Annotated in this window: 16 protein-coding genes; 12 read left to right on the forward strand and 4 right to left on the reverse strand. The window is 59.9% G+C overall.

The features are described 5' to 3' along the window. Positions 1-59 precede the first annotated feature (59 nt). The gene (locus GSQ77_RS17715) at positions 60-1613 is read right to left on the reverse strand and encodes an efflux transporter outer membrane subunit (RefSeq protein ID WP_254067684.1); all 1554 of its coding nucleotides are present in this window, start codon (positions 1611-1613) and stop codon (positions 60-62) included. 129 nt (positions 1614-1742) lie between these two features. Continuing rightward, a complete protein-coding gene (locus tag GSQ77_RS17720; RefSeq protein ID WP_158904090.1) occupies positions 1743-2258 on the reverse strand; it encodes a MarR family winged helix-turn-helix transcriptional regulator in 516 nt (171 codons plus the stop codon). Between the two features lie 424 nt (positions 2259-2682). Between GSQ77_RS17720 and typA the strand changes: the two genes are divergently transcribed. The 6 genes from typA (at position 2683) to GSQ77_RS17750 (ending at position 12609) form a co-directional block, all read left to right on the forward strand. Further along, a complete protein-coding gene (typA, locus tag GSQ77_RS17725) occupies positions 2683-4506 on the forward strand; it encodes a translational GTPase TypA (RefSeq protein WP_158904091.1) in 1824 nt (607 codons plus the stop codon). Between the two features lie 325 nt (positions 4507-4831). Continuing rightward, entirely contained in the window at positions 4832-7687 is a 2856-nt protein-coding gene (locus GSQ77_RS17730) for a 2-oxoglutarate dehydrogenase E1 component (RefSeq protein WP_158904092.1), read from the forward strand. Between the two features lie 82 nt (positions 7688-7769). Then, a complete protein-coding gene (odhB, locus tag GSQ77_RS17735; RefSeq protein WP_158904093.1) occupies positions 7770-9050 on the forward strand; it encodes a 2-oxoglutarate dehydrogenase complex dihydrolipoyllysine-residue succinyltransferase in 1281 nt (426 codons plus the stop codon). Between the two features lie 235 nt (positions 9051-9285). Next, on the forward strand, positions 9286-10716 hold the full coding sequence (gene lpdA / locus GSQ77_RS17740) for a dihydrolipoyl dehydrogenase (protein ID WP_158904094.1): 1431 nt from the start codon (positions 9286-9288) through the stop codon (positions 10714-10716). Positions 10717-10783: 67 nt separating this feature from the next. Beyond that, positions 10784-11881 carry a cell division protein ZapE gene (gene zapE / locus GSQ77_RS17745; RefSeq protein ID WP_158904095.1) on the forward strand — a complete coding sequence of 366 codons (1098 nt, stop codon included), beginning with the start codon at positions 10784-10786 and terminating at the stop codon, positions 11879-11881. A gap of 269 nt (positions 11882-12150) precedes the next feature. Continuing rightward, entirely contained in the window at positions 12151-12609 is a 459-nt protein-coding gene (locus GSQ77_RS17750; RefSeq protein ID WP_158904096.1) for a transposase, read from the forward strand. 116 nt (positions 12610-12725) lie between these two features. Here the strand turns inward: GSQ77_RS17750 and GSQ77_RS17755 are convergent, their stop codons facing one another. After that, positions 12726-13238 carry a DUF2147 domain-containing protein gene (locus GSQ77_RS17755; RefSeq protein ID WP_158904097.1) on the reverse strand — a complete coding sequence of 171 codons (513 nt, stop codon included), beginning with the start codon at positions 13236-13238 and terminating at the stop codon, positions 12726-12728. 388 nt (positions 13239-13626) lie between these two features. On the opposite strand from GSQ77_RS17755, the gene GSQ77_RS17760 reads away from it, so the two are divergent. The 5 genes from GSQ77_RS17760 (at position 13627) to GSQ77_RS17780 (ending at position 20852) form a co-directional block, all read left to right on the forward strand. Further along, positions 13627-14346 (forward strand): DUF2968 domain-containing protein, encoded by a 720-nt coding sequence (locus tag GSQ77_RS17760; protein ID WP_158904098.1) that lies wholly within the window; start codon positions 13627-13629, stop codon positions 14344-14346. Positions 14347-15252: 906 nt separating this feature from the next. Next, positions 15253-16497: a YXWGXW repeat-containing protein gene (locus tag GSQ77_RS17765; RefSeq protein ID WP_158904099.1), complete on the forward strand. Its 1245-nt coding sequence runs from the start codon at positions 15253-15255 to the stop codon at positions 16495-16497. 343 nt (positions 16498-16840) lie between these two features. Continuing rightward, complete coding sequence (locus GSQ77_RS17770; RefSeq protein WP_158904100.1) at positions 16841-17515, forward strand: (2Fe-2S)-binding protein; 675 nt, start codon at positions 16841-16843, stop codon at positions 17513-17515. 61 nt (positions 17516-17576) lie between these two features. Continuing rightward, entirely contained in the window at positions 17577-18581 is a 1005-nt protein-coding gene (locus GSQ77_RS17775; RefSeq protein ID WP_158904101.1) for a xanthine dehydrogenase family protein subunit M, read from the forward strand. A gap of 75 nt (positions 18582-18656) precedes the next feature. Beyond that, a complete protein-coding gene (locus GSQ77_RS17780; RefSeq protein WP_158904102.1) occupies positions 18657-20852 on the forward strand; it encodes a xanthine dehydrogenase family protein molybdopterin-binding subunit in 2196 nt (731 codons plus the stop codon). Positions 20853-20874: 22 nt separating this feature from the next. On the opposite strand, the gene GSQ77_RS17785 is transcribed toward GSQ77_RS17780, so the two are convergent. Continuing rightward, complete coding sequence (locus GSQ77_RS17785; RefSeq protein ID WP_158904103.1) at positions 20875-21678, reverse strand: class I SAM-dependent methyltransferase; 804 nt, start codon at positions 21676-21678, stop codon at positions 20875-20877. Between the two features lie 370 nt (positions 21679-22048). Here GSQ77_RS17785 and GSQ77_RS17790 point away from each other — a divergent pair, with 370 nt between their 5' ends. Continuing rightward, on the forward strand, positions 22049-24433 hold the full coding sequence (locus GSQ77_RS17790) for an MCP four helix bundle domain-containing protein (RefSeq protein WP_158904104.1): 2385 nt from the start codon (positions 22049-22051) through the stop codon (positions 24431-24433). Positions 24434-24440: the final 7 nt, after the last annotated feature.

Genomic DNA, 24440 nt, shown 5'->3' on the forward strand with positions numbered 1-24440 from the left:
CAATTCTGGTCGATTCGTTATATTTGGTATCGTGTTCAGTCGGCTGCTCAGTCGTTTTTTCACTCGGCTTTTGCCGCAGCCGCAGCCGCAGCGCTGGCGTGCGTATCTGTCTTAACATCTGTGTTAGCCCCGCTCTTAGCGTCGGCGTCGGGCGCGAGCGCACTTCCTGTCGCGTCAAAGCCTCCACCGAGCGCCTTGTATAAGCCCATTTGCTGATAGCGGCGGCTCATGCGCAGATCCAGGACAGCTTGCTGCTGGGCCAGCCAATTCAAATTCGTGTCCAACACGCTAGCTTCGGGCGATAGCCCGGCGCGATAGCGCAGCAGCGCGAGTTCATGGCGCCGCCGTGCCGCTTCAGCGGCTTTCTGCGCATCCACCAATTGCTTGTCGGTCGAGCGTATCGTCTCGACATCGGTCGCGACTTCATTGAGCGCGCTGATTAGCGTCTGGTTGTAGTAGGCCACCGCGCTGTCGTAATTCGCATACTGACCTCTGAGGTTGGCCCGCAGCGTGCCGGCATCGAAGATCGGCAAGTGTATGGCCGGGCCCGCTTGAAACTGACTGCTGCTCGCGGTGAGCAGGCGGCCAAAGCCAAAAGAGTCAAAGCCGGCCAGCGCGACCAGGTTCACGTCGGGATAGAACTCGGCCTTGGCGACCTTGACACCGTGCGAGGCGGCGTCCACGTTCCAGCGAGCCGATACCAGATCGGGGCGACGCGACACCAGGTCAGCCGGCAGGTTATCGGGCAAGCGCAGCGGATTGCCAAGTCCGAGCTTGGGCGCCTCGATCGCCATGCCGCGATCCGGGCCTTTACCGAGCAGCGCGGCCAACTGATACCGCGTCACGGTTATCTGGCCGTCGATCTGGGTCAGGTTGCTTTGGCTGGACGCCAGGTCGCCTTCGGTCGAGCGTTGTTCCAACTGGTTATCGAGGCCGGACGACACACGCCCGTTGGTGAGAGCGCCCAGATGGCGACGATCGTCAGTGGTCTGCTGTGCGATCTGGCGGATCGCATATTCGCGTGCAAGCTGATTGTAGGTTTGCGCCACCGAGGTGGCCAGCGTCAACCTGACTTGCTGCTGATCAGCCTGCGCGGATTTTTCCTGCGAGACCGCCTGGAGTACGCCTTGACGATTCTTGCCCCACAGATCGAGTTCGAACGAGGCGTTCAGCAGCAGGGTGTTTTCCGTGTACCAGCTTCCGCCGAAGGGAGGCGGATAAAGCGCATTGGCGGAATAGCGTTCGCGATTCAGGGTGTATCCGACGCTGACCTGGGGCATCAGCTTGGCGTCGGCGCCCTGCGTGTAGGCGGCGGCTGCCGCAATGCGAGCGCGCGCTTGCGCCACGCTCGGGCTGTCCGCCAGCGCTTCGTCGATCAGCTTGGTCAGTTGGGGATCGCCGAATTGGTCAGCCCAGTCGACGTCCGGCCAGCGACCGCCTTCGGCGGGCAAGCTGCGCTGTGCGTTGAGCTGATCGGCGGCGGTCACATGGTTGCTGTTCTTGATATCGGTATAGGTAACGCAACCGGCCAAGCTCAGCGCCACCGCGGCGAGCAGGCCGGCGGTCTTGATTTTGCAGCCACGGGGCATGAGCGTGTGAGGAAGAAGGATCATTGCGCAGTTTTTAAAAAAACGTTTCGTGTCGGGATGATGCACCGGGTACGACGACAATATGAGCGGTGGCCTGCATGGGGGATCGGTGCTTGCGGACCGATGCCGGGTCCGCACCGACGCCTGGATTTTTTATGTGTCGCCGGATTCGTCGCAGAGCCTGCCCGATTGAAGGGGCGCGCGCTCGTCCGCATTGCATAGAATCCGTTTCAGCGTCTGCCGCAGCGTATCGACTTCGACGGGCGCCAATCCTTTGAGCATTTCGTCCCGCACCTTGTTGAAAATGGCCGGCATGCGCGCCGCGAGGTCATAACCCTGTGCAGTCAGTTCGAGTTTGACGACGCGACGGTCTTCCTTGCTGCGAATACGCGCCAGCAGCCCGTGTTTTTCAAGCCGATCGATCAGGCGGGTGACGGCGCTGGCATCAATGCCGTATTCGCGCGCCAAGTCCACGGCAGCGGCGCACTTGCCGGTACCCAGCAGAAAAATAATGCTGGCCTGAGTGCTGGTGATGCCGAGTTCGCCCATCGTGTGCTGATTCACCGCGTTCGACATGGTCGAGCGCACGCGAGCGAGCAGGTAGCCAACACTGTCATCGAATTTATATTTGGAGATTTCGTTAAACAGGCTGGGTGGGCAGTCGGCCATGAAAGATTATATTGTGAAGCAATAGTTGACTAGGCATGAGTATAGCTAGTTATAATTGACTAGGCAATAATCTCATTTTTAATGGAGGGGGTAAATATTGCGCGCTGCGCAGCCAACGTTTGGGCGCGCAACGGTGCTCCCCGATTGTTCCCCCGGTCGTGTCGCCGTTGTCGTCGAACTGCAGGTCCCGTTGCACAAACCCAGCATCGCCATCGGTTAATTCATGTACGCATGCTATAATCCAAGGCTAACGAGAATGCGGCCTTTCTAGAAATACGATCTGTAGTTCGGATCTTTAGCGTCTTCGATATCCCAACCGGGTTCGAAGCGTGTATGTGGCAGACGCGTTCCGTCCAAACTGGGCGCCCGATTTGCGCCTCACAGGCCCTGGCGGCCGCCCAAACGACTTCTATCAAGCTCCCTTATGACCCGCGCGCTCCGCAATATCGCCATCATCGCTCACGTCGATCACGGCAAAACTACCCTGGTTGACCAGCTGCTTCGGCAGTCCGGCACGTTCCGAGAAAATCAGCATCTCGTCGAGCGCGTCATGGACTCGAACGACATTGAAAAAGAGCGGGGCATTACGATTCTCGCGAAAAACTGCGCGGTCGAATATGGCGAGACCCACATTAATATCGTCGACACCCCGGGACACGCCGACTTCGGTGGCGAGGTCGAGCGTGTGCTGTCGATGGTCGATTCCGTGCTGTTGCTGGTCGATGCCGTGGACGGCCCGATGCCGCAAACGCGTTTCGTGACGCGCAAGGCGCTGGCGCTGGGCCTCAAGCCCATCGTCGTGGTGAACAAGATCGACCGTCCGAGCGCACGTCCGGAATGGGTGGTCAACCAGACGTTCGACCTGTTCGATAAGCTGGGTGCCACCGAAGAGCAACTCGATTTCCCGGTGGTGTATGCGTCGGCGCTCAACGGTTACGCGAGCATGGACCCCAACGCACGCGAAGGCGACATGCGTCCGCTGTTCGATGCTGTGCTGGAATACGTTCCGGTGCGCCCCGCCGATCCGGAAGGCCCGCTGCAATTGCAAATTACCTCGCTCGACTATTCGACCTATGTCGGCCGCATCGGCGTAGGCCGGATTTCGCGCGGACGTCTGCGTCCGGGGCAGCCGGTATCGATGCGCTTCGGCCCTGAAGGCGAAGTGATGAACCGCAAGATCAACCAGGTGCTGTCGTTCAGCGGCCTGGAACGCGTGATGGTCGATACGGCTGAAGCTGGCGACATCGTGCTGATCAACGGCATCGAGGACATCGGCATCGGCGCTACCATCTGCGCTGTCGATACGCCCGAAGCGCTGCCGATGATCACGGTCGATGAACCGACCCTGACGATGAATTTCTGCGTCAACTCTTCGCCGCTGGCCGGCCGTGAAGGCAAGTTCGTCACCAGCCGCCAGATCCGCGATCGCCTCAACCGTGAGTTGAACCACAACGTGGCGCTGCGCGTGAAAGATACCGGCGACGAAACCGTGTTCGAAGTGTCGGGCCGCGGTGAATTGCACCTGACCATCCTGATCGAAAACATGCGTCGCGAAGGCTACGAGTTGGCCGTGTCGCGTCCGCGCGTGGTGCTCCATGAGATCGATGGCGTCAAGCATGAGCCGTACGAATTGCTGACCGTCGATATGGAAGATGCCAACCAGGGCGCAGTGATGGAAGAGCTGGGCCGCCGCAAAGGCGAGCTGCTGGATATGGCATCGGACGGCAAGGGCCGCACGCGCCTTGAATATCGCATTCCGGCGCGTGGCCTGATCGGTTTCCAAGGTGAATTCCTGACCCTCACCCGCGGTACGGGTTTGGCTGCCCACATTTTCGATGCGTACGCGCCAGTGCGTGAAGGCAGCATCGGCGAGCGCCGTAACGGCGTGCTGATCTCGCAGGATGATGGCGCGGCCGTGGCCTACGCCTTGTGGAAGCTGCAGGATCGCGGCCGCATGTTCGTCAAGCCGGGCGATGCGTTGTATGAGGGCATGATTATCGGCATACACAGCCGCGACAATGACCTGGTCGTGAACCCGATCAAGGGCAAGCAACTGACCAACGTGCGTGCGTCGGGTACCGACGAAGCGGTGCGTCTGGTGCCGGCGATCCAGATGTCGCTCGAGTACGCGGTCGAGTTTATCGACGACGACGAATTGGTCGAAGTGACGCCGCAATCGATCCGTTTGCGCAAACGTCATTTGAAAGAGCATGAACGTCGTAAAGCCGGTCGCGAAACGGCTGCTTAAAGATTGATCGAACCGCCCGGTTAGAGGGCGGTTTTTTTTATTCTGTGCAGCAAGTGGGATGGCTTTGTGATACTCGGTAGTAGTATCATGCTGGGTCCCGCTAATTGCAGGAAAGCGGGCAGGAAAGAGTTACTGTGTAACGGCGGGGATTTGCTTCATGTCCCTGTCTGTCCCGATATCGTTGGGCATGGTATGCTCCGTTTGTGCATTATTTTGGTCCTTCCAAGCACCCTTGATTCACGCATCCGCAGAACGGTCAGGCCGTGTCGCGGAAGGTTGAGTAACCCGCTATTTTTCGAGAAACTCGAAGAAAGGTGAGCGTCAAATGATGAAACAACTACAGTCGAACTCCTACTTGTTCGGCGGCAATGCTCCGTACGTTGAAGAACTGTACGAAGCCTATCTTGATAATCCGGCCTCGGTTCCGGACAACTGGCGCGACTATTTCGATGCGCTCCAGAATGTTCCCGCCGCTGACGGTACCAATTCGAACGACGTGGCCCATGGCCCGATCCTCGAGTCCTTTGCGCAACGCGCAAAATCCAACGCATTTTTACCCCGGGTCGGCACGCGCGATCTGACCGCCGCACGCAAGCAGGTGTACGTGCAGTCGTTGATCTCCGCATATCGTTTCCTGGGTGGACGCTGGGCGAATCTCGATCCGCTCAAGCGCCAAGAACGGCCGGCGATTCCCGAACTGGAGCCGGCGTTCTACGATTTCACCGAAGCCGACATGGATCAGACCTTCCATGCGAGCAATCTGTATTTCGGGTTTGAGCAGGCAACGTTGCGCGATATCGTCAAAGCGCTGCGCGATACCTATTGCGGCACGATAGGCGCCGAATTCATGTACCTCAGCGACCCGGTTCAAAAGCGCTGGTGGAATGAACGCCTTGAATCGATGCGTGCGACCCCGACGTTCTCGGTCGAGAAGAAAAAGCACATCCTCGATCGCCTGACCGCTGCCGAAGGCCTGGAGCGTTATCTCCATACGCGCTACGTCGGTCAGAAGCGTTTTTCGCTGGAAGGCGGCGAAAGCTTTATCGCGGCGATGGACGAGCTGGTCACGCATGCCGGCAGCAAGGGTATCCAGGAAATCGTGATCGGCATGGCCCACCGTGGCCGCCTGAACGTGCTGGTCAATACGCTGGGCAAGATGCCGGCGGACCTGTTCGCCGAGTTCGAAGGCAAGCATGTCGACGATCTGCCGGCTGGCGACGTCAAGTATCACAAAGGTTTCTCCAGCGACGTTTCGACGCCTGGCGGCCCGGTCCATTTGTCGTTGGCGTTCAACCCGTCGCACCTGGAAATCGTCAACCCGGTGGTCGAAGGATCAGCCAAGGCACGTATGGAACGCCGCGGCGATTTCGAAGGCCGTCAAGTGTTGCCGGTGCAGGTGCATGGCGATGCGGCATTCGCCGGCCAGGGCGTCGTGATGGAAACGCTGAACCTCGCACAGACGCGCGGTTACGGCACGCACGGCACGGTTCATCTGGTGATCAACAACCAAATCGGCTTTACCACGTCGGATCCGCGCGACTCGCGCTCGACGATGTATTGCTCGGACGTGGTGAAGATGATCGAAGCGCCTGTGTTGCACGTCAATGGCGACGATCCTGAAGCCGTCGTGCTCGCGGTGCAGTTGGCCATCGACTACCGCACCGAGTTCCAGAAGGATGTCGTGATCGATATCGTTTGCTTCCGCAAACTCGGTCACAACGAGCAGGACACGCCGGCGGTCACTCAACCGCTGATGTACAAGAAGATTGCGCAACACCCGGGTACGCGCGCGCTGTACGCCGACAAGCTGGTGGCGCAGGGCGTGATCACGGCTGAAGACGCGGATGACTACATCAAGGCATTCCGCAAGGCCATGGACGAAGGTCATCACACGATCGATCCGGTGCTCTCGAACTACAAGAGCAAGTATGCGGTGGACTGGGTGCCGTTCCTGAACCGCAAGTGGACCGACGCTGCCGACACGGCTGTGCCGCTGGCCGAGCTCAAGCGGCTCGCCGAACGCGTCACGACGGTGCCGGAAAACTTCAAGGTTCACCCGCTGGTCGAGCGCGTTATCAACGATCGTCGCGCGATGGGCCGTGGTGATGCACCGCTGGACTGGGGCATGGGCGAGCATCTCGCGCTTGCCTCGCTGGTGGCGTCCGGCTACGCCGTGCGCTTGACCGGTCAGGACAGCGGCCGCGGTACGTTCACGCACCGCCACTCGGTATTGCACGACCAGAATCGCGAACGTTGGAACGACGGCACGTATATTCCGTTGCAAAACGTGGCGGATGGCCAGGCCAAGTTCGAAGTGATCGACTCGGTGCTGTCCGAAGAAGCGGTGCTCGGTTTCGAATATGGTTATTCGACCGCCGAACCCAATACTTTGGTGGCATGGGAAGCGCAGTTCGGCGATTTCGTCAACGGCGCGCAAGTGGTGATCGACCAGTTCATTTCGTCGGGTGAAGTGAAGTGGGGCCGCGTCTCCGGTTTGACCATGCTGCTGCCGCACGGCTATGAAGGCCAGGGCCCGGAACACTCGTCGGCACGTATCGAGCGTTTCCTGCAACTGTGCGCCGACAACAACATGCAAGTGGTGCAGCCGAGTACGCCCGCGCAAATGTTCCATTTGCTGCGTCGTCAGATGATCCGCTTGTTCCGCAAACCGCTGATCGTCTTCACGCCGAAATCGCTGCTGCGTCATAAAGAAGCGGTGAGCGATCTGTCGGAATTGGCCAAGGGCAGCTTCCATCCGGTGCTCAGTGAGAAGGACGCAACGATAGACCCGAAAAAGGTCAAGCGCGTCGTGGCATGCTCGGGCCGCGTCTACTACGACTTGCTCGCGCATCGTCGCGAAGCCAAGATCAAGGACGTTGCGATCATACGTGTCGAACAGCTTTATCCGTTCGCGCACAAGGCCTTCGATGCCGAGCTGAAGAAGTACGAGAATGCGGTCGATGTGGTCTGGGCGCAAGACGAGCCGCAGAATCAAGGTTCGTGGTTCTATATCGAGCATCATCTGCTCGAAGGCATGCGCCCCGGCATGAAGCTCGGTTACAGCGGACGTCCCGCTTCGGCGTCGCCTGCAGTGGGCTATTACGCGAAACACTACGAACAGCAGAAAGCGCTGGTCGAAGGCGCGTTCGGCCGGCTCAAAGGCGTCATCCTTGTGAAATAACTTAGCATCGATAGTCGGCGAGGGGCATGGGCTCCTTGCCGCGCTCGCATCGCTCCAAGAAAACGGTAATCAGGAATAGAAAATGGCTATTGTTGAAGTCAAAGTCCCGCAGCTGTCGGAATCGGTTTCCGAAGCAACTATGCTGCAGTGGAAGAAGCGCCCAGGTCAGTATGTCGCACAGGATGAAATCCTGATCGAAATCGAAACCGACAAAGTGGTGCTGGAAGTGCCGGCACCTGCCGCCGGTGTGCTGGCCCAGGTGATTCGTCAAGACGGCGACACAGTCGCCGCCGAGGAAGTGATCGCCAAGATCGACACCGAGGCCAAGGAATCGACCAGCCCGATGGAAGTGCGCCCGGTCAGCGACGCTACGCCTGCTGCTGCAGCACCCGCGGCCGCTGCAGCAGCACCGGCTGCGGATCAAGCCCGCGCGATGCCGTCGGCTGCGAAGTTGATGAGCGAGCAAGGTCTGAGCGCAAGCCAGGTCTCGGGCACCGGCCGCGATGGCCGCATCACCAAGGGCGACGTGTTGCAAGCCGGACAGGCTGCTGCAGCGCCTGCTCGCGCCGCGGCTCCCGCTCCTGCGGCAGCCAAGGCAGCAGCGCCGAAAGCGTCCCTGCCGGACGTCAAGGCGCCGGTCAATAGCGACGAATGGCTCGAAGGCCGTCCGGAACAGCGCGTGCCGATGTCGCGCCTGCGTGCGCGGGTTGCGCAGCGCTTGCTCGAATCGCAGCAAACCAATGCCATCTTGACGACGTTCAACGAAGTCAATATGCAGCCGGTGATGGACCTGCGCGGCCGGTACAAGGACAAGTTCGAAAAAGAACACGGCGTGAAGCTCGGTTTCATGTCGTTCTTCGTCAAGGCCGCAGTGCATGCGTTAAAGAAGTACCCGGTCGTGAACGCATCGGTGGACGGCAACGACATCGTTTATCACGGCTATTTCGACATCGGTATTGCTGTGGGTTCGCCGCGCGGTCTGGTGGTGCCCATCGTACGCAATGCGGATCAGATGAGCCTCGCCGATATCGAGAAGAAGATTGCCGAGTTCGGCCAAAAAGCCAAGGACGGCAAGTTGTCGCTGGACGACCTGACGGGCGGCACGTTCTCGATCTCCAACGGCGGCACCTTCGGCTCGATGCTCTCGACGCCGATTATCAATCCGCCGCAGTCGGCGATCTTGGGCGTGCATGCGACCAAGGATCGCGCCGTGGTTGAAAACGGCCAGATCGTCGTGCGCCCGATGAACTATCTCGCGATGTCCTACGACCACCGTATCATCGACGGCCGCGAAGCCGTGCTGGCGCTGGTCGCGATGAAGGAAGCGCTGGAAGATCCGGCGCGTCTGCTGCTGGACCTGTAAGGGCTCCCAGCTCGCTGTCGTCAATGATCGTCACTGCTCATTAGCGACGACACAGCAGGCACAGACTCAAACACCCGCACAAGCACCGATCCCCGCGATCGGTGCTTGTGGTTGGTGTATGTAGTCGGTCAAAAAAAAGTATCTGTAGAGGACCCGCATTGCGCCGCCTATCGTCACGAAACGTCACGATAGGCGGGCGGCAGCGTGTTCATCCTGTGCTAACAAAGAGGAATTCATGTCTAAAGAATTTGACGTCGTCGTGGTCGGAGCCGGCCCCGGCGGCTATATTGCGGCGATTCGCGCGGCGCAATTGGGTCTGTCTGTAGCTTGCATCGAAAGCTGGAAAAACCCGGCCGGCGAGCTCAAGCTCGGCGGCACCTGCCTGAACGTGGGCTGTATTCCGTCGAAGGCCTTGCTCGCTTCGTCGGAAGAGTTTGAAAACACGTCGCACCACCTCGCCGACCACGGCATTAGCGTCAAGGGCGTCGAGATCGATGTCGCCAAGATGCTGGCCCGCAAGGATAATATCGTCAGCAAGATGACCAAGGGCATCGAGTTCCTGTTCCGCAAGAACAAGATCACCTGGCTCAAGGGGCATGGCAAGTTCGTCGGCAAGAGCGACAGCGGTTATCAGTTGGAAGTGGCGGGCGCTAGCGAGACCGAAACGGTCACGGGCAAGCACGTCATCATCGCGACCGGCTCGAAAGCGCGCCATCTTCCGGGCGTGCCGGTCGACAACGTGCTCGTGTCGGACAATGAAGGCGGTCTGACATTCGACTCGATTCCGAAGAAGCTCGCCGTAATCGGCGCCGGCGTGATCGGCCTGGAACTGGGCTCGGTTTGGCGCCGCCTGGGCGCTGAAGTGACGATCCTCGAAGCGCTGCCGACCTTCCTGGGTGCAGCCGACGAGGGCGTCGCGAAAGAAGCGTGGAAGCTGCTGACCAAGCAAGGGCTGAAGATCGAGCTGGGCATCACGCTGGGCGATGTCAAGACCGACAAGAAGGGCGTTGCGATCAACTACACCGACAAGGAGGGCAAAGCCCAAACCTTGCAGGCAGACCGCCTGATCGTATCGGTTGGCCGCGTGCCCAATACCGATGGCCTGGGTCTTGAGAATATCGGTCTGGCTGCCAACGCTCGTGGCTTCATCGACGTGGACGACAAGTGCCGCACGGCCTTGCCCAATGTCTACGCGATCGGCGACGTGGTGCGTGGCCCGATGCTGGCGCACAAGGCGGAAGACGAAGGCGTGCTGGTTGCCGAAGTCATCGTCGGCCAGAAGCCGCACATCGATTACAACTGCGTGCCGTGGGTGATCTACACGCATCCGGAAATTGCGTGGGTCGGCAAGACCGAGCAGCAATTGAAGCAGGAAGGGCGCGAAATCAAGACCGGCCAGTTCCCGTTCATGGCCAATGGCCGTGCGCTCGGCATGGGTAACGCCGATGGCTTCGTCAAGATGATCGCCGACGCTAAAACGGACGAGATTCTCGGCGTGCATATCGTTTCGACTAACGCCTCTGACTTGATTGCGGAAGCCGTTGCGGCGATGGAGTTCAAAGCCGCCTCGGAAGACATCGGTCGGGTTTGCCATGCGCATCCGTCGCTGTCGGAAGTGATGCGTGAAGCGGCGCTCGCAGTCGACAAACGCGCGCTGAATATGTAAGCAGGCCAGTTTGAAGTGAACCGATAAAGGCGAGTTGGCTCGCCTTTATCTATTTTGGGCGGTGGCAATGGACGTCAACGAGTATTACGCAAGCGAACTCACGAAACGCAACTTCCAGTCGGACCCGGCGCAACGCGCCGCGGTCGACCGGTTGCAACGTTGCTACGACGAGTGGATGGCATATAAATCCCGGCGTTCCAATGCTTTCAAGAAGTTGATCGTTCACCCCGATCTGCCTCGAGGGATTTACCTATGGGGTGGTGTCGGACGCGGCAAGAGCTTCCTGATGGACAGCTTCTACGCGGTGGTGCCGCTTGCGCGCAAGACGCGTCTGCACTTTCATGAGTTCATGCGTGAGGTGCACCGCCAGCTCGAAGAACTGCGCGGCACCGCGGACCCGCTCGATGAATTGGCCAAGCGCATCGCCAAGCGTTACAGGCTGATTTGCTTTGACGAGTTTCACATTTCAGACGTGGCGGACGCCATGATGCTGTATCGCCTGTTGGACCAGTTGTTCAAGAACGGCGTGCAGTTTGTGATGACCTCGAATTACCATCCCGATACGCTTTACCCGGACGGCCTGCACCGTGATCGCCTGTTGCCGGCGATCGAATTGCTCAAGGACAAGCTCGATATCGTCAATGTCGATGCCGGCGTCGATTATCGGCATCGCGCGATGGCTGGCGTGGCGGCGTATTACACCCCGTTGGGCGCGGAGGCTGACCGCGCATTGCGTCATGCGTTCAGGGAAAGCGCGGCGGTGCCCGACGAGAGCCCGCTGCTGCGCATCGAACAGCGTGAGATCAAGGCCCTGCGCCGGGCCGACGGCGTGGTCTGGTTCGACTTCGCCACGCTGTGCGGTGGTCCGCGTTCGCAAAATGACTACCTCGAATTGGCGACTCGTTTTCATACCGTAATTCTGTCCGAGGTGCCGGTCATGACGCCCAGGATGCAATCGGAAGCACGGCGTTTTACCTGGCTCATCGACGTGTTGTACGACCATAGCATCAAGCTGCTCATGTCGGCACAAGCGCAAGCCTCCGAGCTGTACGTGGAGGGGCCCATGGCCAATGAATTTGCGCGTACCGTTTCGCGCATCATCGAAATGCAATCGGAAGAATATCGCGCTGCGCCGCGTCGTATTGTCGATACAACCTTGACCTGAAATTCACGCGCTGCGCGGCGATCTGTTCGATTGTCCTCAGATTTGAGAATCGTCTTATATCAAGGCGCGCTCCGTCCCGATAAATTTGTCCTCCTGGGCTTGCTGACTCAGCAAGCCTGGTTTCCGTATCCGGCCGACCCGGCCGAGCGCCGTCTTTGACGTGTACTGCCTCGGACCTTCTTGGCCGGCTGCGGGATGAGCCGTAGCCGGCCTGTTATATGGCGGCCGCGAACCCGGTGCTTAGGCGCCGTTTGTTCAGAGGTGAAGGGATGAGACCTTATCGTGAAGTTACGGATGAAGAGTGGCGTTTGATCGCTCCGTTGTTGCCTGAAAGCCGTCCCCGCAGGGATTTGCGCGGGCGGCCGCTGTCCAATAGTCGAGCCGTGCTCAATGGGGTGCTGTGGATTATTTCGACCGGGATCTCCTGGTCCTTGTTGCCTCGCACGTTTCCGCCGTATCAAACGTGCCATCGGCGCTTCAAAGCGTGGCACGAGGAGGGCATCCTCGAAGATATGCTCAAGCAGCTATATAGCGAGGATGTGGAGCAGGTGTACGCGCGGGTGCTCATGCGTATGCGTCAACCGCAACCCGCGGTTGCGACGGACACCGCGGCGGCAGAAGGTGCCACGGCACCCGGCGGGGTGGCCGGACCTGCGCGTGCGCGACCCAGGTTGCCGCGACGCCCACGCGCACCCCGCGTCCGAGTGAGGCGCCCCGCATCCGAGTGAGCATATAGCGCTTGGACCGGCAAGATAGCGACGTAAGGGCGCTATCTTGCCGCTTCGGTGCTAGGTTCGGGCACCTCACTTTCGGCCGTGAGTGCCGTGGCCCGCGCGTTACTTCACTATTCCACTTTGGGCGTTCCCGTGTCGCGACGCCAAGTCTGTGAACGGCCTATCAGCGAGAAGCCGATATAGCCGCGTACCACCAGGTTTTGACCTTGATTCTCGACATGCAATTTGCATTTGTAGAGTTTGCCGTTCTCGGGGTCGAGAATCTCGCCACCGTCCCAATTGTCACCGTCGCGTTTGAGTCCGCTCAGAATGACCATCCCCTGTACCAACTGATCCTTGCGCGCATCGGTGCAGGCCGTGCAGCGGCGCAGAGGATCGTGCTCGGCACCGAGCCCGGTCAGAACCTTTCCACTGAGTGTGCCATCGGGTAATTGGCTGATCTGGACCAGCGCCTTGGCTTGGCCCGTGTGGTCGTCGATGGTCTGCCAGACGCCGAGCGGTGAGTCTTCTGCGGTCGTTTGTGCGTGGGCGAGGGTGTTTGAGCCGATCACTATTGAAACGGCGGCCAGAATCATCATGAGGCGGCCGCTGAGCGGGCGCGTCGATTCGGTCAGTCGAGTCATGCAGGTGTCTCCATCGGATGGTTGTCGCTACGCTATTGATCGCTCAAGCAGCATACGCGAAGTTGCGTCGGTATTTTCGCCAGCGGTACTTCTAACTATGGGCTGTCGCGAGCGGCGATATAGCGCTGCTTTGTGGGGTTCCGTCAACCCGAGGCGTCCCGTAGTTGCGGTCGACACACAACAGATTGCAGGCATGTGCGCCGAGCTTGTTAAAATTCGTGATTGTTTCAAACACAATTGATCGCGTGTGTCGTATGCTGGTGCGCGATGGCATCGGGGCCGTTTTTAAACAAAGTTGCGAAATTTCATAGATACGAATTTTCGACGAAAGTTTTTTAGGTAATAATTCAAGTAATTTAAAAAAAAGCAGTTCGATCTTGAGAACCACATGAAACAAATTTTAAGCGGGTTAAGGTCAGCGTCCTTCATGCTGGCCCTCCTCGGGGTAAGTCATTTTGCAGTAGCACAAAGTGTCGACGATGCAGCACCTCAACCTGCCAGTACGGCACTCACGCCCGGCAGCCAACAAGGCGCCGTTCAGCAGGCTCCGGCGGAACAACCGGCGCCGGTGGCGAGCGCTCCCGCACCCGACGCGGTCGGTGGTGACGTGGCTGAGGTGCAGCGCCTGATTAGCGCCAGCGCGCTGACGGAGTTCCGCACGACCTACAACGGCAGTTTCGGCGCGAGCCTGTTGTTTGACGGCAAGGAAATGACCTATTACATTGCCCTGTTCCAGCAAAAGAGTTTCTGGCGAGTCATCAAGACTCAGAACTCGGATCGGGCCAATGCGATCTTCAACGATTTCGTGCGTCAGACCGTGCAGTTGTCGCAAGTCGAAATTCGCAAGACTGAACTCGAATCGCAAAAGGTCTACACCGAGCGCATGATCGCGCTGTCGCAAACGCGTGCCAACCAGTTGCAGGCCGACTTGACGATTGCGCATACGCAGCAAGCCGAGGTTACTGCCCGTCAGCAGCAGATCATGCAGCAGTCCAAGCAACTGGAAACGGAACGCCAGACTGCGCAGCAGCAGTTGAAAGAAGTGCGCCGCCGCGTAGCAACGCTTGAACAGGAAAATAGCGCAGGCCTGCCGCCTTACAGACACTAAAGGTCGGTAGCGTCTATCACCGATCGAGGGACGCGTGTCGTCCCTCGTTGATGGATGGACGAAAATAAGAATTTGATAGAAGCGCCGCTAGTGAACAGCATTCCAAAAGTTGGACACCCGTCCACTCTTTGGGGTGTTTTTCATGGGCGGCGCTTTTTGTTTGCGTTGGAGGATTATTGGCGTGCTCGGTGCCTGCGCCCGTACGCGGCGTATGAGGGCGTTTGTTACCCAACCGCGTAACGCAAACCCGTAACGCAAGCCTACTGGCAACCCCGTTGGCAAACCCGGCCAGCATTGCGCCGGCTGGATCGACTCTTGCTTATAAAGAGTAACTCGAGCGGCAACGTGCCGTTTCGAATCGTTCCAGACGACATGGCAAGGGGTGACAAAATGCAAAAAGACATATGGTCCGCGTGTATTGCCGGGTTTCTGCTGTGCGTCGGGTCGTTGAGCATCGGTGTCGACCCTCTCTGGGTAACGATTGTAATTTTTACACTTGCGGTCGTTGCATTTGCCTTAGGTTGGGTGACTCGACGCGAGTCCACCAGCGGCAGCCTCCACAGATCGCATATCGAACATCCCGGCGATTGGGTATGACCCACTCGGTTCGATCGATCTGGACTGAGACGGCCTCGATATTGCATTTACGGCGCAATAGCGACCTGAGAGCGAGCCCGTTCGCCCTCGGGGTGGAACTTCGAGCCCCAATCACGCTCTGATCTCATCGTATGATCGCGACGATCGCATTAGTCTATGCGTCGAATACGTAGAATAGCGCTGCGCGCCGACTCGGGTCACAAGCAAACAGGCGCGCATGGCTGGGCTGCTAAAACCACAGCACTAAACACAGCCCGACCCAGCTATCGGTTTGACGCCATCACCATTTAAAAAAATCAGGGGATCACCATGCGGCACTTCCGCCTTCACGCTGCCCAATTGGCCGCGAGTATTCTGTTTTGTGGTTCTACAGCGGCCTTGGCCCAGGTCGATGTCGGCGTATCCATCGACATAGCGCCGCCGCCGTTACCTGTGTATATCCAACCTGAGATTCCCGCGCCGGGCTATATCTGGGCGCCGGGTTACTGGGCTTATGGACAGGAGGGTTATTTCTGGGTGCCGGGCACGTGGGTGCAGCCGCCGATGGTCGGGGTGCTCTGGACGCCTGGCTATTGGGGATGGGACAACGGCTATTACGTATTCAACCGCGGTTATTGGGGGCCTCACGTCGGATTCTATGGCGGGATCAACTATGGTTATGGATATGGCGGCGACGGCTACCAAGGCGGATATTGGAACCACGGGCAGTTCAACTACAACCGCTCCGTCAATAACTTCGGCCATACGCACATCACCAACGTCTATAACAAGACGGTGATCAACCGTACGACGGTCAACAACGTCAGCTTCAACGGCGGCACGGGCGGGATCGCGGCGCGGCCGAGTGCGCAGCAACAAACGTTTGGGCGCGAGCAACATATCGCTCCGACGGCATTGCAGACACAGCATCAGCAGACGGCAAGCGGCAATCGCGATCTACGCCTCTCGGTCAACCAGGGTCGGCCGACCATTGCGGCGACCAGCCGCCCGGGTCAATTCAGCGGCGCAGGTGTGGTCGCGGCTCGTGCGGCAGGCGGTCCGATCTCGAACTCGGTGCGCGCGGGCGGGGCGCCGCAATCGGGCGAGGCTGCTCGCCCAGGCGAAATTCCGCATCCGCCGGGAGCGGGTGCGAGGCCAACGGAGGTTGCTCGGCCGGGTGAGGCCGCTCGTCCTGGCGAGACGCCGCGTGCGCAAATGCAAGGCACTCCACAGGCACCGAGACCGGATATGCAGCGTGCACCGCAAGCCGCAGGCCAGGAAATGCAACGTGCACCTCAGGCGCCGCGGCCGGAGATGCAACGCGCACCCCAAGCCCCGGGTCAGGAAATGCAACGTGCACCGCAGGCACCTCGGCCGGAGATGCAACGTGCACAGCAGGCACCGCGACCGGAAATGCAGCGTGCGCCGCAAGCACCGCGTCCAGAGATGCAGCGTGCTGCGCAGGGCGGCCAACCAGGAATGCAGCGCGCACAGGAAGGGCCGCGTCCTCAAGCGGAACGAGCCGCCCCCGCCGCACATGCGGAACCGCAACATGACGACAGGAAACGCGAGTAAGCGACACACATTCAGTTCGCGTTGTGTGTGTCTGCGCGTATAGACGAGCGACGCCCCGGCGTCGCTCGTCACGAGAACCCGACCGACTTGGCGGTGCTTAGCGGCGCCTGTACAGCCGAACAATGTAGCGACGGCGACCCGATTCACAGGCCTCTACCGTAAGAAAAGTAAGAAGAATTGTAAGCCTGCGAATTCATCGCTCGTGACGGCGCAACCGTAGTAATCTTGTGCCAAGAAGCGTAAACATCGGTAACTTCGCTCGCCATCGGACACGAAGCGCCGCTGCTCGAAACGCTCTACTATGGATTGATCGCTACCAAGCCAATGCCGTAAGGGAGACACCATGGCGAATCACGATAACGCTGACGAAGGCGCCGATCTGCCCGACCCTATCGAAGTGCTGCCGGTCAATCGCCGCACATTTCTCTCATGGTTGAGTAGCGCCGGCGTCGCGTCCACCGTCAGTTGGAAAGCCGGTGCCGAAGCGGCAACGATCGATGCGCCCGCTGCTGGCGCTCTTAGCCCGGATGGCGCGATGGCACCTGCCGGCGCGAGCACGACCACCCACATCAAGCTGCGCATCAATGGCACTGTGTATGAAACAGATGTCGATCCGCGCACGACCTTACTCGATTACCTGCGCGAGACCGTGCAACTGACCGGCACCAAGAAAGGCTGCGACCATGGACAGTGCGGGGCATGCACTGTCCACGTCAACGGCCGACGCATCAACTCTTGCCTGAGCCTGGCATTGCTGCACGACGGCGACGACGTCACGACGATCGAAGGGCTTGGCCAGCCCGGCCGCCTGCATCCGATGCAAGCAGCGTTCGTCGAGCACGATGGCTTTCAATGCGGCTACTGCACCTCAGGGCAAATCATGTCGGCGGTGGCACTCCTGAAGGAACCGTGTGGGCCGGCCAACGCGGACGTCAAGGAAGCGATGAGCGGCAACATCTGCCGCTGCGGGGCCTACTCGAACATCGTTGCCGCGATCCAGCAAGTGCGCAAGACCTGAAGACCGGGCCTTAAGTGACACAAGCGCGAAGCAAGCGCCAAACAAGCGTAGAGGGCGACATATGGAAATGTTCGGGTTCACGCGCGCGACCAGCGCCGCACAGGCGATCGGCGTTGCGGCACAGGCGTCTACCGCGCAACAAGGCGCGCAAGTGCGATTCATGGCGGGCGGCACCACGCTGCTCGATTTGATGAAATTGAATGTCGAGTACCCGCAGCAAATCGTCGACATCAATCACCTGCCATTCGACAGCGTGGACGCCATGAGCGACGGTGGCCTGAAAATAGGCGCACTCGTGCGCAATGCCGATCTGGCGCATCACCCGCTCGTCCAAAAGAATTACCCGGTGTTGTCGCAGGCGCTGCTTTCCGGCGCGTCGGCGCAATTGCGCAACATGGCGACCACCAGCGGCAACCTGCTGCAACGCACGCGGTGCATGTACTTTCGCGACACCGCGATGGCGTGCAACAAGCGCGAGCCTGGTTCGGGCTGTTCCGCCATCGGCGGCGCCAACCGTAACCTGGCGATACTCGGCACCAGCGAACACTGCATCGCGAGCAACCCCTCCGACATGAATGTCGCGTTGACCGCGCTTGAAGCCAGCATCCATATCGAAGGCGTTCATGGTGCGCGCGTCATACCGATTCGTGATTTCTATTTGCTGCCCGGCAGCACACCCGAGAAGGAAACCGTGCTCGAGCCGGGCGATCTGGTGACCCACGTCAGCCTGCCTGCGCCGGCAGCAGGCAGCCGCTCCACTTATCTGAAGCTGCGTGACCGCGCTTCGTATGAGTTCGCGTTGGCCTCGGCTGCGGTGGTCGTCACCGTGAAGAGCGGCACGATCCAGCACGCACGTATCGCGTTGGGCGGCGTGGGCACACGTCCATGGCGAGCCCTCGAGGCCGAGCAAGTGCTCGAGCAATCTAGCCCAAGCGACAGCGCATTTCAGCGTGCCGCCGACGCCGTGTTGCGCGAGGCCAGACCGCAAAGCGGCAACGGCTTCAAGGTGGAACTGGCTAGACGGTGCCTGATGTCCGCGCTGCGCACCGCCACCCAAACTCTCTAATCGATCAGGAACGACACGACCATGACGCCGACTGCGCTATCCGATGCATCGTCTGCCGTAGGTGGGTCCGTAGGTATGTCCCATACGCGCACGGACGGTCCACTCAAAGTGAGCGGCGGGGCGAAGTACGCTTCCGACCGGCACTTCGCCGGCTTGCTCTATGCGGTACCGGTGTGCGCCACCATTGCGCACGGACGCATCGCACAGATCGATACGAGCGTTGCGGCCAACATGCCGGGCGTCAAGGCCGTCCTCACGCGCGACAACATCGGCGGCTTCTACCGGACCAATGAAGCGTCGAACCTGCGCCTGGATGAGAAACGACCGCCGCTGGACGATGACACCATACTGTATTACGGCCAGTACATCGCGCTGGTCGTAGCGGACACCTTCGAGCAAGCGGATGCTGCCACGGCGGCCGTCAAGGTCAGGTACGACACACAGGCGCCCGACATCAACACCGCGCTGATACACGGCGACGAGCCCAAGGTCGACTCGGAACGTGGCGACGCCAATGCCACATTCGCCGCTGGCGGCATCGTGGTGGATGAGACTTACACGACGCCCGCGGAAACGCACAATCCGATCGAACTGCATGCGAGCGTGGCGGTCTGGGATGGTGAAGCGTTCACGCTGTATGAAACCTCGCAGGCGATCGTCAACCTGCGGGCCGTGCTGGCGCAAATGCTGGGGGTTGAGACGGAAAACGTCCGAGTGATCACCGAATACCTGGGCGCGGGTTTTGGCGGCAAGGGCAGCCCCTGGACCCACTCATTGCTGGCCGCCGCTGCGGCTCGCAAGTTGCTGCGCCCCGTCAAGCTGGTGCTCAGCCGCAAGATGATGTTCCAGAACGTCGGGCACCGTGCCAACACACGACAGCGCATGCGTTTGAGCGCTACGAGCGATGGACGGCTTACGTCGATGCAGCACGACTACGCCTGGCAAACGTCGCGCTTGGATACGCGCAAGGAAAATTGCGGCGTGGCGACGCCGTATCTGTACAGCTCGGCGAACCTGCGGGTCACCTCCGCGCTGATGCGCGGTGACATCGGCCCGAACACTTCGATGCGCGGTCCTGGCGCGGTGCCGGGGCTATTCGCGATCGAATCGTCGATGGACGAACTCGCGGTCAAGCTCAACATGGACCCGGTCGAGCTGCGCTTGCGCAATGAACCGGCACTGGACGAGGGCCGCAAGGTACCGTTCTCGTCGCGGCATCTGAAGGAATGCTTGACATTGGGCGCGCAAAAATTCGGCTGGTCGCGGCGCAATCCGCAGCCTGGATCGATGCGGCGCGACGGGCTGATCCTGGGCTGGGGCATGGCGTCTGCCACCTGGGAGGCGGCACGTCGCCCGGCCAGCGCCTCGGTGCAATTGAAGGCCGATGGATCGGCTCGGGTATCGAGCGCCACGCAGGATATCGGCACAGGCACCTACACGGTGCTCGCGCAAATCGTCGCGCAACTGACCGGCATCGAGATGTCGAAAATCGAAGTGGTGCTCGGCGATACGAAGTTGCCGCCAGGACCGGCTTCGGGCGGATCGACCGCGACGGCATCGTTGATTCCTGCCGTGGCTCAAGCGACGCGCGCGGCCATGGACCAGACCTTGCAAACGGTCGGCCAAGCAAAGCAGTCGCCGTTTGCGGGCGTGGCACCGCAGGCGCTGGAATTCAGCGGCGCGCGCGTGCGTCGCAAGGGCGACGCCGCGGGAGCCGGGGTGCCATTCGAAAAAGTGTTGCAGGCAGCGCGCCTCGGTTATGTGAGCGGCGCCGGTCATTCGGAAGGGAGTTCGGCGGATGCCGATGCCAAGAAAACATCCATCCATTCCTACGGCGCGCATTTTGTCGAAGTGACGTGGCAACCGGAACTGGCACGTTTGCGTGTGAGCCGCGTCGTGACCGTGATCGATGCCGGACGCATCATCAATCCACTTACCGGTAGCCATCAGATCGAAGGCGCGATCATCATGGGCGTCGGCATGGCGATGCTGGAGCAAACGGAATACGATCCGCGCAATGGGGCGCCGATTAACAGCAACCTCGCCGACTATATGGTGACCACCAATGCGGACGCGCCGGAAATCGACGTCAGCTTTCTCGATTACCCCGACCTGGCGCTCAACGAGCTAGGCGCGCGCGGCATTGGAGAGATAGGGCTGGCGGGTTTCGCGCCGGCGGTGACCGCCGCGACCTATCATGCGACGGGCGTGCGCGTGCGCGATCTGCCGATTCGTATCGAGGATTTGTTGGGTGCTCAGAAAAGCGTTTGAGCGTTGCCGCGATTGAGTACCGCTATCTTCGCGCGATCAGTGCGGTGCTCTCTACACGTTCGCTCAAATCTCCGCCGTTCGCATGTGCGTTCAGTAGCTGCTCGATCTCGCCCAGCAGCTTATCGAGGTCAGGGCCCTCACCGCGTTGCATCACGCTGGACATCGAGAGCGGGCGCATCATGAGCCGCTCGACAGACACGCGGCGCAACTCGATCGTCGAGATACGCTCCAGCGACGAAAACGGCGAGTTCAATAATATCGACTCGTGACTTTCCCAACTATCCGACTTGCGCTGACTGCGCGCCGCATCGTCCTTGGAATAGTCGTCGAGCAACGCTTTGTATTGCGCGAGCCAAGGGCTGCAAACATCTTTACGCACGGAGGTGCCGAACAGCACCACCGTACCTCCCGGTTCGATCAGCTTATCGAGCCGCAGCAGCGTGTCTTCCCGGTCCATCCAATGAAACGCTCGGCCGATCACGGCGGCCCTGAATTGTCCAAGCTCGGGCGAAAGTTCGGATGAGCTGGCCCGACGATACTCGACATTAGGCGCGATTCCTTCGCCCAGCTCGGCCGCGATGCGCAGCATCTCCGGCTCGGGATCGAGCGCCAATGCCGTGCCGACCCAAGACGACAGCACCAGCGACAATTGACCCGGACCGCAGCCAAGATCGAGCAGTCGGTGCGTGCCGTCGAGTCGACATGAGGTGGCCACTTGCCTGATCAACGCGGGCGAATAGGCTGAGCGGCCCGACAAATAATTGGCGGCTGCGCGTTGGAATCGTTCGGAGGCGACAGGTGTTGGAGCTGGGGTCGGCGCTGACATCGTGGCCTCATGCGATAAGAGTAGAGACGGGCATTGTTATCTTTCTATCGCGATTATGCAGGCGCGTGGAAATCATGTCTACCGAGCGGGTTTGCGCTAATGCGGTAGCGCGTGAGCACTAAGCGACTAAGCGACGACCAGCGCTCATATCACGATTGCGAGCGTTCCGTCGGTCATGAGGTGCAGGCTCTTCGTCATAGCGGCCCGTAGCACAAACGCGTAGCCAGCGGAATTATTACATTCCCGCTGTTGTCATCTCTCGGTAACACTCATTTCCTAATAATGTACGCCTCTCATCAGCCCAGCTGACCCCACAAGGCGACCGCCCGCATCCAAGGCTGGTTCACTAGTTTCATCAGAAGGCTTGTCCATGACTATTCGTCATCGCATCACGTTGCTGATTCTCCTGATGTTCACCGCCTTAATGGCAATAGGCGGCTACGCCGTTTATCAAACTCGAGGCAGCGCATCCCAGGTCAAGCAGGTAACCGAAGGCGTAGTGCCCAGCGCACTGGCCTCTTCCGATCTCGTGTCGCAAGTCAAGGACGTGCAGTTGGCGACGATGGAGATGGTCTATGCGGCGGACGGCAATCTCGTAGCGCAGGCGCAAGATCAGCTCAAAGCGAAAAAGGCGTCGCTGCAACAAGCGCTGGCGCTGCAGGCCAAAAGTGCGGACAGTCACGCGCAGATTGGCCTGGTGGCGGAAGCGAAGGACAGTCTAGACAATTATTTCTCGGCGATCGACGACACGGCAAAGATGAAAGCGGCCGGCAAGAACGATCTCGCTCAAGCGTATCTGTTCGCCAACGTGGCTCAGTACCGCGATGAACTGGAAGGCATCGTCGAGACGCTGCGCATCGAGAAGATCCGCGAGAAGGATGCAGCGATCAGCGCGTTGAACACGACCCTGTCGACGACGACAGTCGCGATTGCCATCGCCACGGGCGCGGCGATCTTGTTGTTGACGATCATCGGCTCGCTGCTCTACCGCCAAATCACGCGTCCGCTGAGCCGCATGCAGGCCATGATGAGCGAGATCGCGGCGAGCCAGGATTTTTCGCGTCGCGTGCCGGTGGGCAGAATGGACGAACTGGGTCACTCCATCGTGGCGTTCAACGGGATGATCGAAAAGATCCAGGAAAACTCCTTGCTGCTCAAGCAAAAAACCGCCGACATCCAGGCCATGCTGCAGAACATGCAGCAAGGTATCTTGACCGTCGTCGACGGTGCCGTGATCCACGCCGAGTATTCGGCTTATCTTGAAGCCATCTTCGAGACCCAGGACATCGCCGGGCGTGGTTTGATGGATCTTATTTTCGCCGATACCGATCTCGGCGCTGACGCGCTATCCCAAGTCGATGCGGCCAGCCACGCGTGCCTGGGCGAGGACAGCATCAACTTCGAGTTCAATCAGCACCTGCTGGTGGGCGAAATTGCGAAACGCATGGCGGACGGCCGGGTAAAAACGCTAGACCTGAGCTGGTCAGCCATCACTGACGACAACGACACCATCGTGCGCTTGATGCTGTGCGTGCGCGACGTCACCGAACTGCGTGAACTGGCCGCGCAAGCGAGCGAACAGCGGCGCAAGTTGGAGATGATCGGCGAGATACTCGCGGTCAGCCAGGACAAGTTCCACCAATTCATCGAAGGCTCGACGCAGTTCATCAGCGAGAACGAGCGCATTATCCGCCAGCACCCGCAGGCCGACAGTGTCGCCATCGCCGAGCTGTTCCGCAATATGCACACCATCAAGGGCAATGCGCGTACCTATAACCTCCAGCACCTGACCAACATCGTGCATGAGATGGAGCAGAGCTACGACGAACTGCGCCGCCCGGATGCCGGCAGGGTCTGGGATCAGGATGGCTTGATGCTGGAGCTCGAACAGGTGAGGGACGCCGTCGAGAGTTACGCCGAGATCAACGAGGTGAGCCTGGGCCGCACGGGGCCGGGCCGCCGCAGCGGAGTGGACCAGTACTTGATGGTCGACCGCGTGCATATCCGCGAGAGCTTGCGTTTGCTGGAGACGGCCAATGCCGATAGCCTGCGCGACCTAGTGTCGATGCGCGATGCGGTCCACCAAACCTTGCGTTTGCTGGGCACGGAAAGTGTTGGCGAGGCGCTGTCCGGCATCGTCAAATCGCTGCCTTCGCTGGCCAGCGAGCTGGGTAAAATCGCGCCCGCTGTGCACATCCACGACAGCGGCTACTCGTTGCGCAGCGAAGCCGGCGACGTATTGAAAAACGTGTTCATGCACCTGATGCGCAATTCCATGGATCACGGGATCGAAACGGCCGAGGAGCGTAGCGCTCAAGGCAAGGCCCCGGCCGGCACGATCAACATCGAAGTGGGCGCTGTCAAAGGCGCGGTGCAGATCGCACTCAGCGACGATGGCCGCGGCTTGGCCTTGGGTCGGATCCGCGCGATCGCCGTCGAGAAGGGCTGGATCGCGCCCGACGCGACACTCGGTGACGAAGAGATTGCTCACCTGATTTTCCGTCCCGGCTTTTCGACCGCAGAGACAGTCACCGAGGTATCCGGCCGCGGCGTCGGTATGGATGCAGTACAGGATTTTCTCAAGCGCGAAAACGGCAACATCGAATTGCAGTTCACGGACGACCGACAGGGTGCGCAATTCCGCCAGTTCCAGGTGGTCGTTGTTCTGCCGGACGGGTTTGCGGTAGAAGGTGTAGGCAAGCATGCTCCGAACCTGGGTGGCAGCATGTCGCACGATGCGCTGGCGGTTGGTTAAAATTTTG

It is taken from the genome of Burkholderia sp. L27(2015) (genome assembly GCF_009765705.1).
Lineage (GTDB): Bacteria > Pseudomonadota > Gammaproteobacteria > Burkholderiales > Burkholderiaceae > LMUX01.

Excerpts from the sequence above, each read along its gene's own strand:
- GSQ77_RS17755 (WP_158904097.1), bottom strand. The coding sequence starts at position 13,238 with ATGACTCGACTGACCGAATCGACGCGCCCGCTCAGCGGCCGCCTCATG.
- GSQ77_RS17715 (WP_254067684.1), bottom strand. The coding sequence starts at position 1,613 with ATGATCCTTCTTCCTCACACGCTCATGCCCCGTGGCTGCAAAATCAAG.
- GSQ77_RS17775 (WP_158904101.1), top strand. The coding sequence starts at position 17,577 with ATGGAAATGTTCGGGTTCACGCGCGCGACCAGCGCCGCACAGGCGATC.
- odhB (WP_158904093.1), top strand. The coding sequence starts at position 7,770 with ATGGCTATTGTTGAAGTCAAAGTCCCGCAGCTGTCGGAATCGGTTTCC.
- GSQ77_RS17780 (WP_158904102.1), top strand. The coding sequence starts at position 18,657 with ATGTCCCATACGCGCACGGACGGTCCACTCAAAGTGAGCGGCGGGGCG.
- zapE (WP_158904095.1), top strand. The coding sequence starts at position 10,784 with ATGGACGTCAACGAGTATTACGCAAGCGAACTCACGAAACGCAACTTC.
- GSQ77_RS17760 (WP_158904098.1), top strand. The coding sequence starts at position 13,627 with ATGAAACAAATTTTAAGCGGGTTAAGGTCAGCGTCCTTCATGCTGGCC.
- GSQ77_RS17750 (WP_158904096.1), top strand. The coding sequence starts at position 12,151 with ATGAGACCTTATCGTGAAGTTACGGATGAAGAGTGGCGTTTGATCGCT.
- GSQ77_RS17785 (WP_158904103.1), bottom strand. The coding sequence starts at position 21,678 with ATGTCAGCGCCGACCCCAGCTCCAACACCTGTCGCCTCCGAACGATTC.
- lpdA (WP_158904094.1), top strand. The coding sequence starts at position 9,286 with ATGTCTAAAGAATTTGACGTCGTCGTGGTCGGAGCCGGCCCCGGCGGC.
- GSQ77_RS17720 (WP_158904090.1), bottom strand. The coding sequence starts at position 2,258 with ATGGCCGACTGCCCACCCAGCCTGTTTAACGAAATCTCCAAATATAAA.
- typA (WP_158904091.1), top strand. The coding sequence starts at position 2,683 with ATGACCCGCGCGCTCCGCAATATCGCCATCATCGCTCACGTCGATCAC.
- GSQ77_RS17765 (WP_158904099.1), top strand. The coding sequence starts at position 15,253 with ATGCGGCACTTCCGCCTTCACGCTGCCCAATTGGCCGCGAGTATTCTG.
- GSQ77_RS17730 (WP_158904092.1), top strand. The coding sequence starts at position 4,832 with ATGATGAAACAACTACAGTCGAACTCCTACTTGTTCGGCGGCAATGCT.
- GSQ77_RS17770 (WP_158904100.1), top strand. The coding sequence starts at position 16,841 with ATGGCGAATCACGATAACGCTGACGAAGGCGCCGATCTGCCCGACCCT.
- GSQ77_RS17790 (WP_158904104.1), top strand. The coding sequence starts at position 22,049 with ATGACTATTCGTCATCGCATCACGTTGCTGATTCTCCTGATGTTCACC.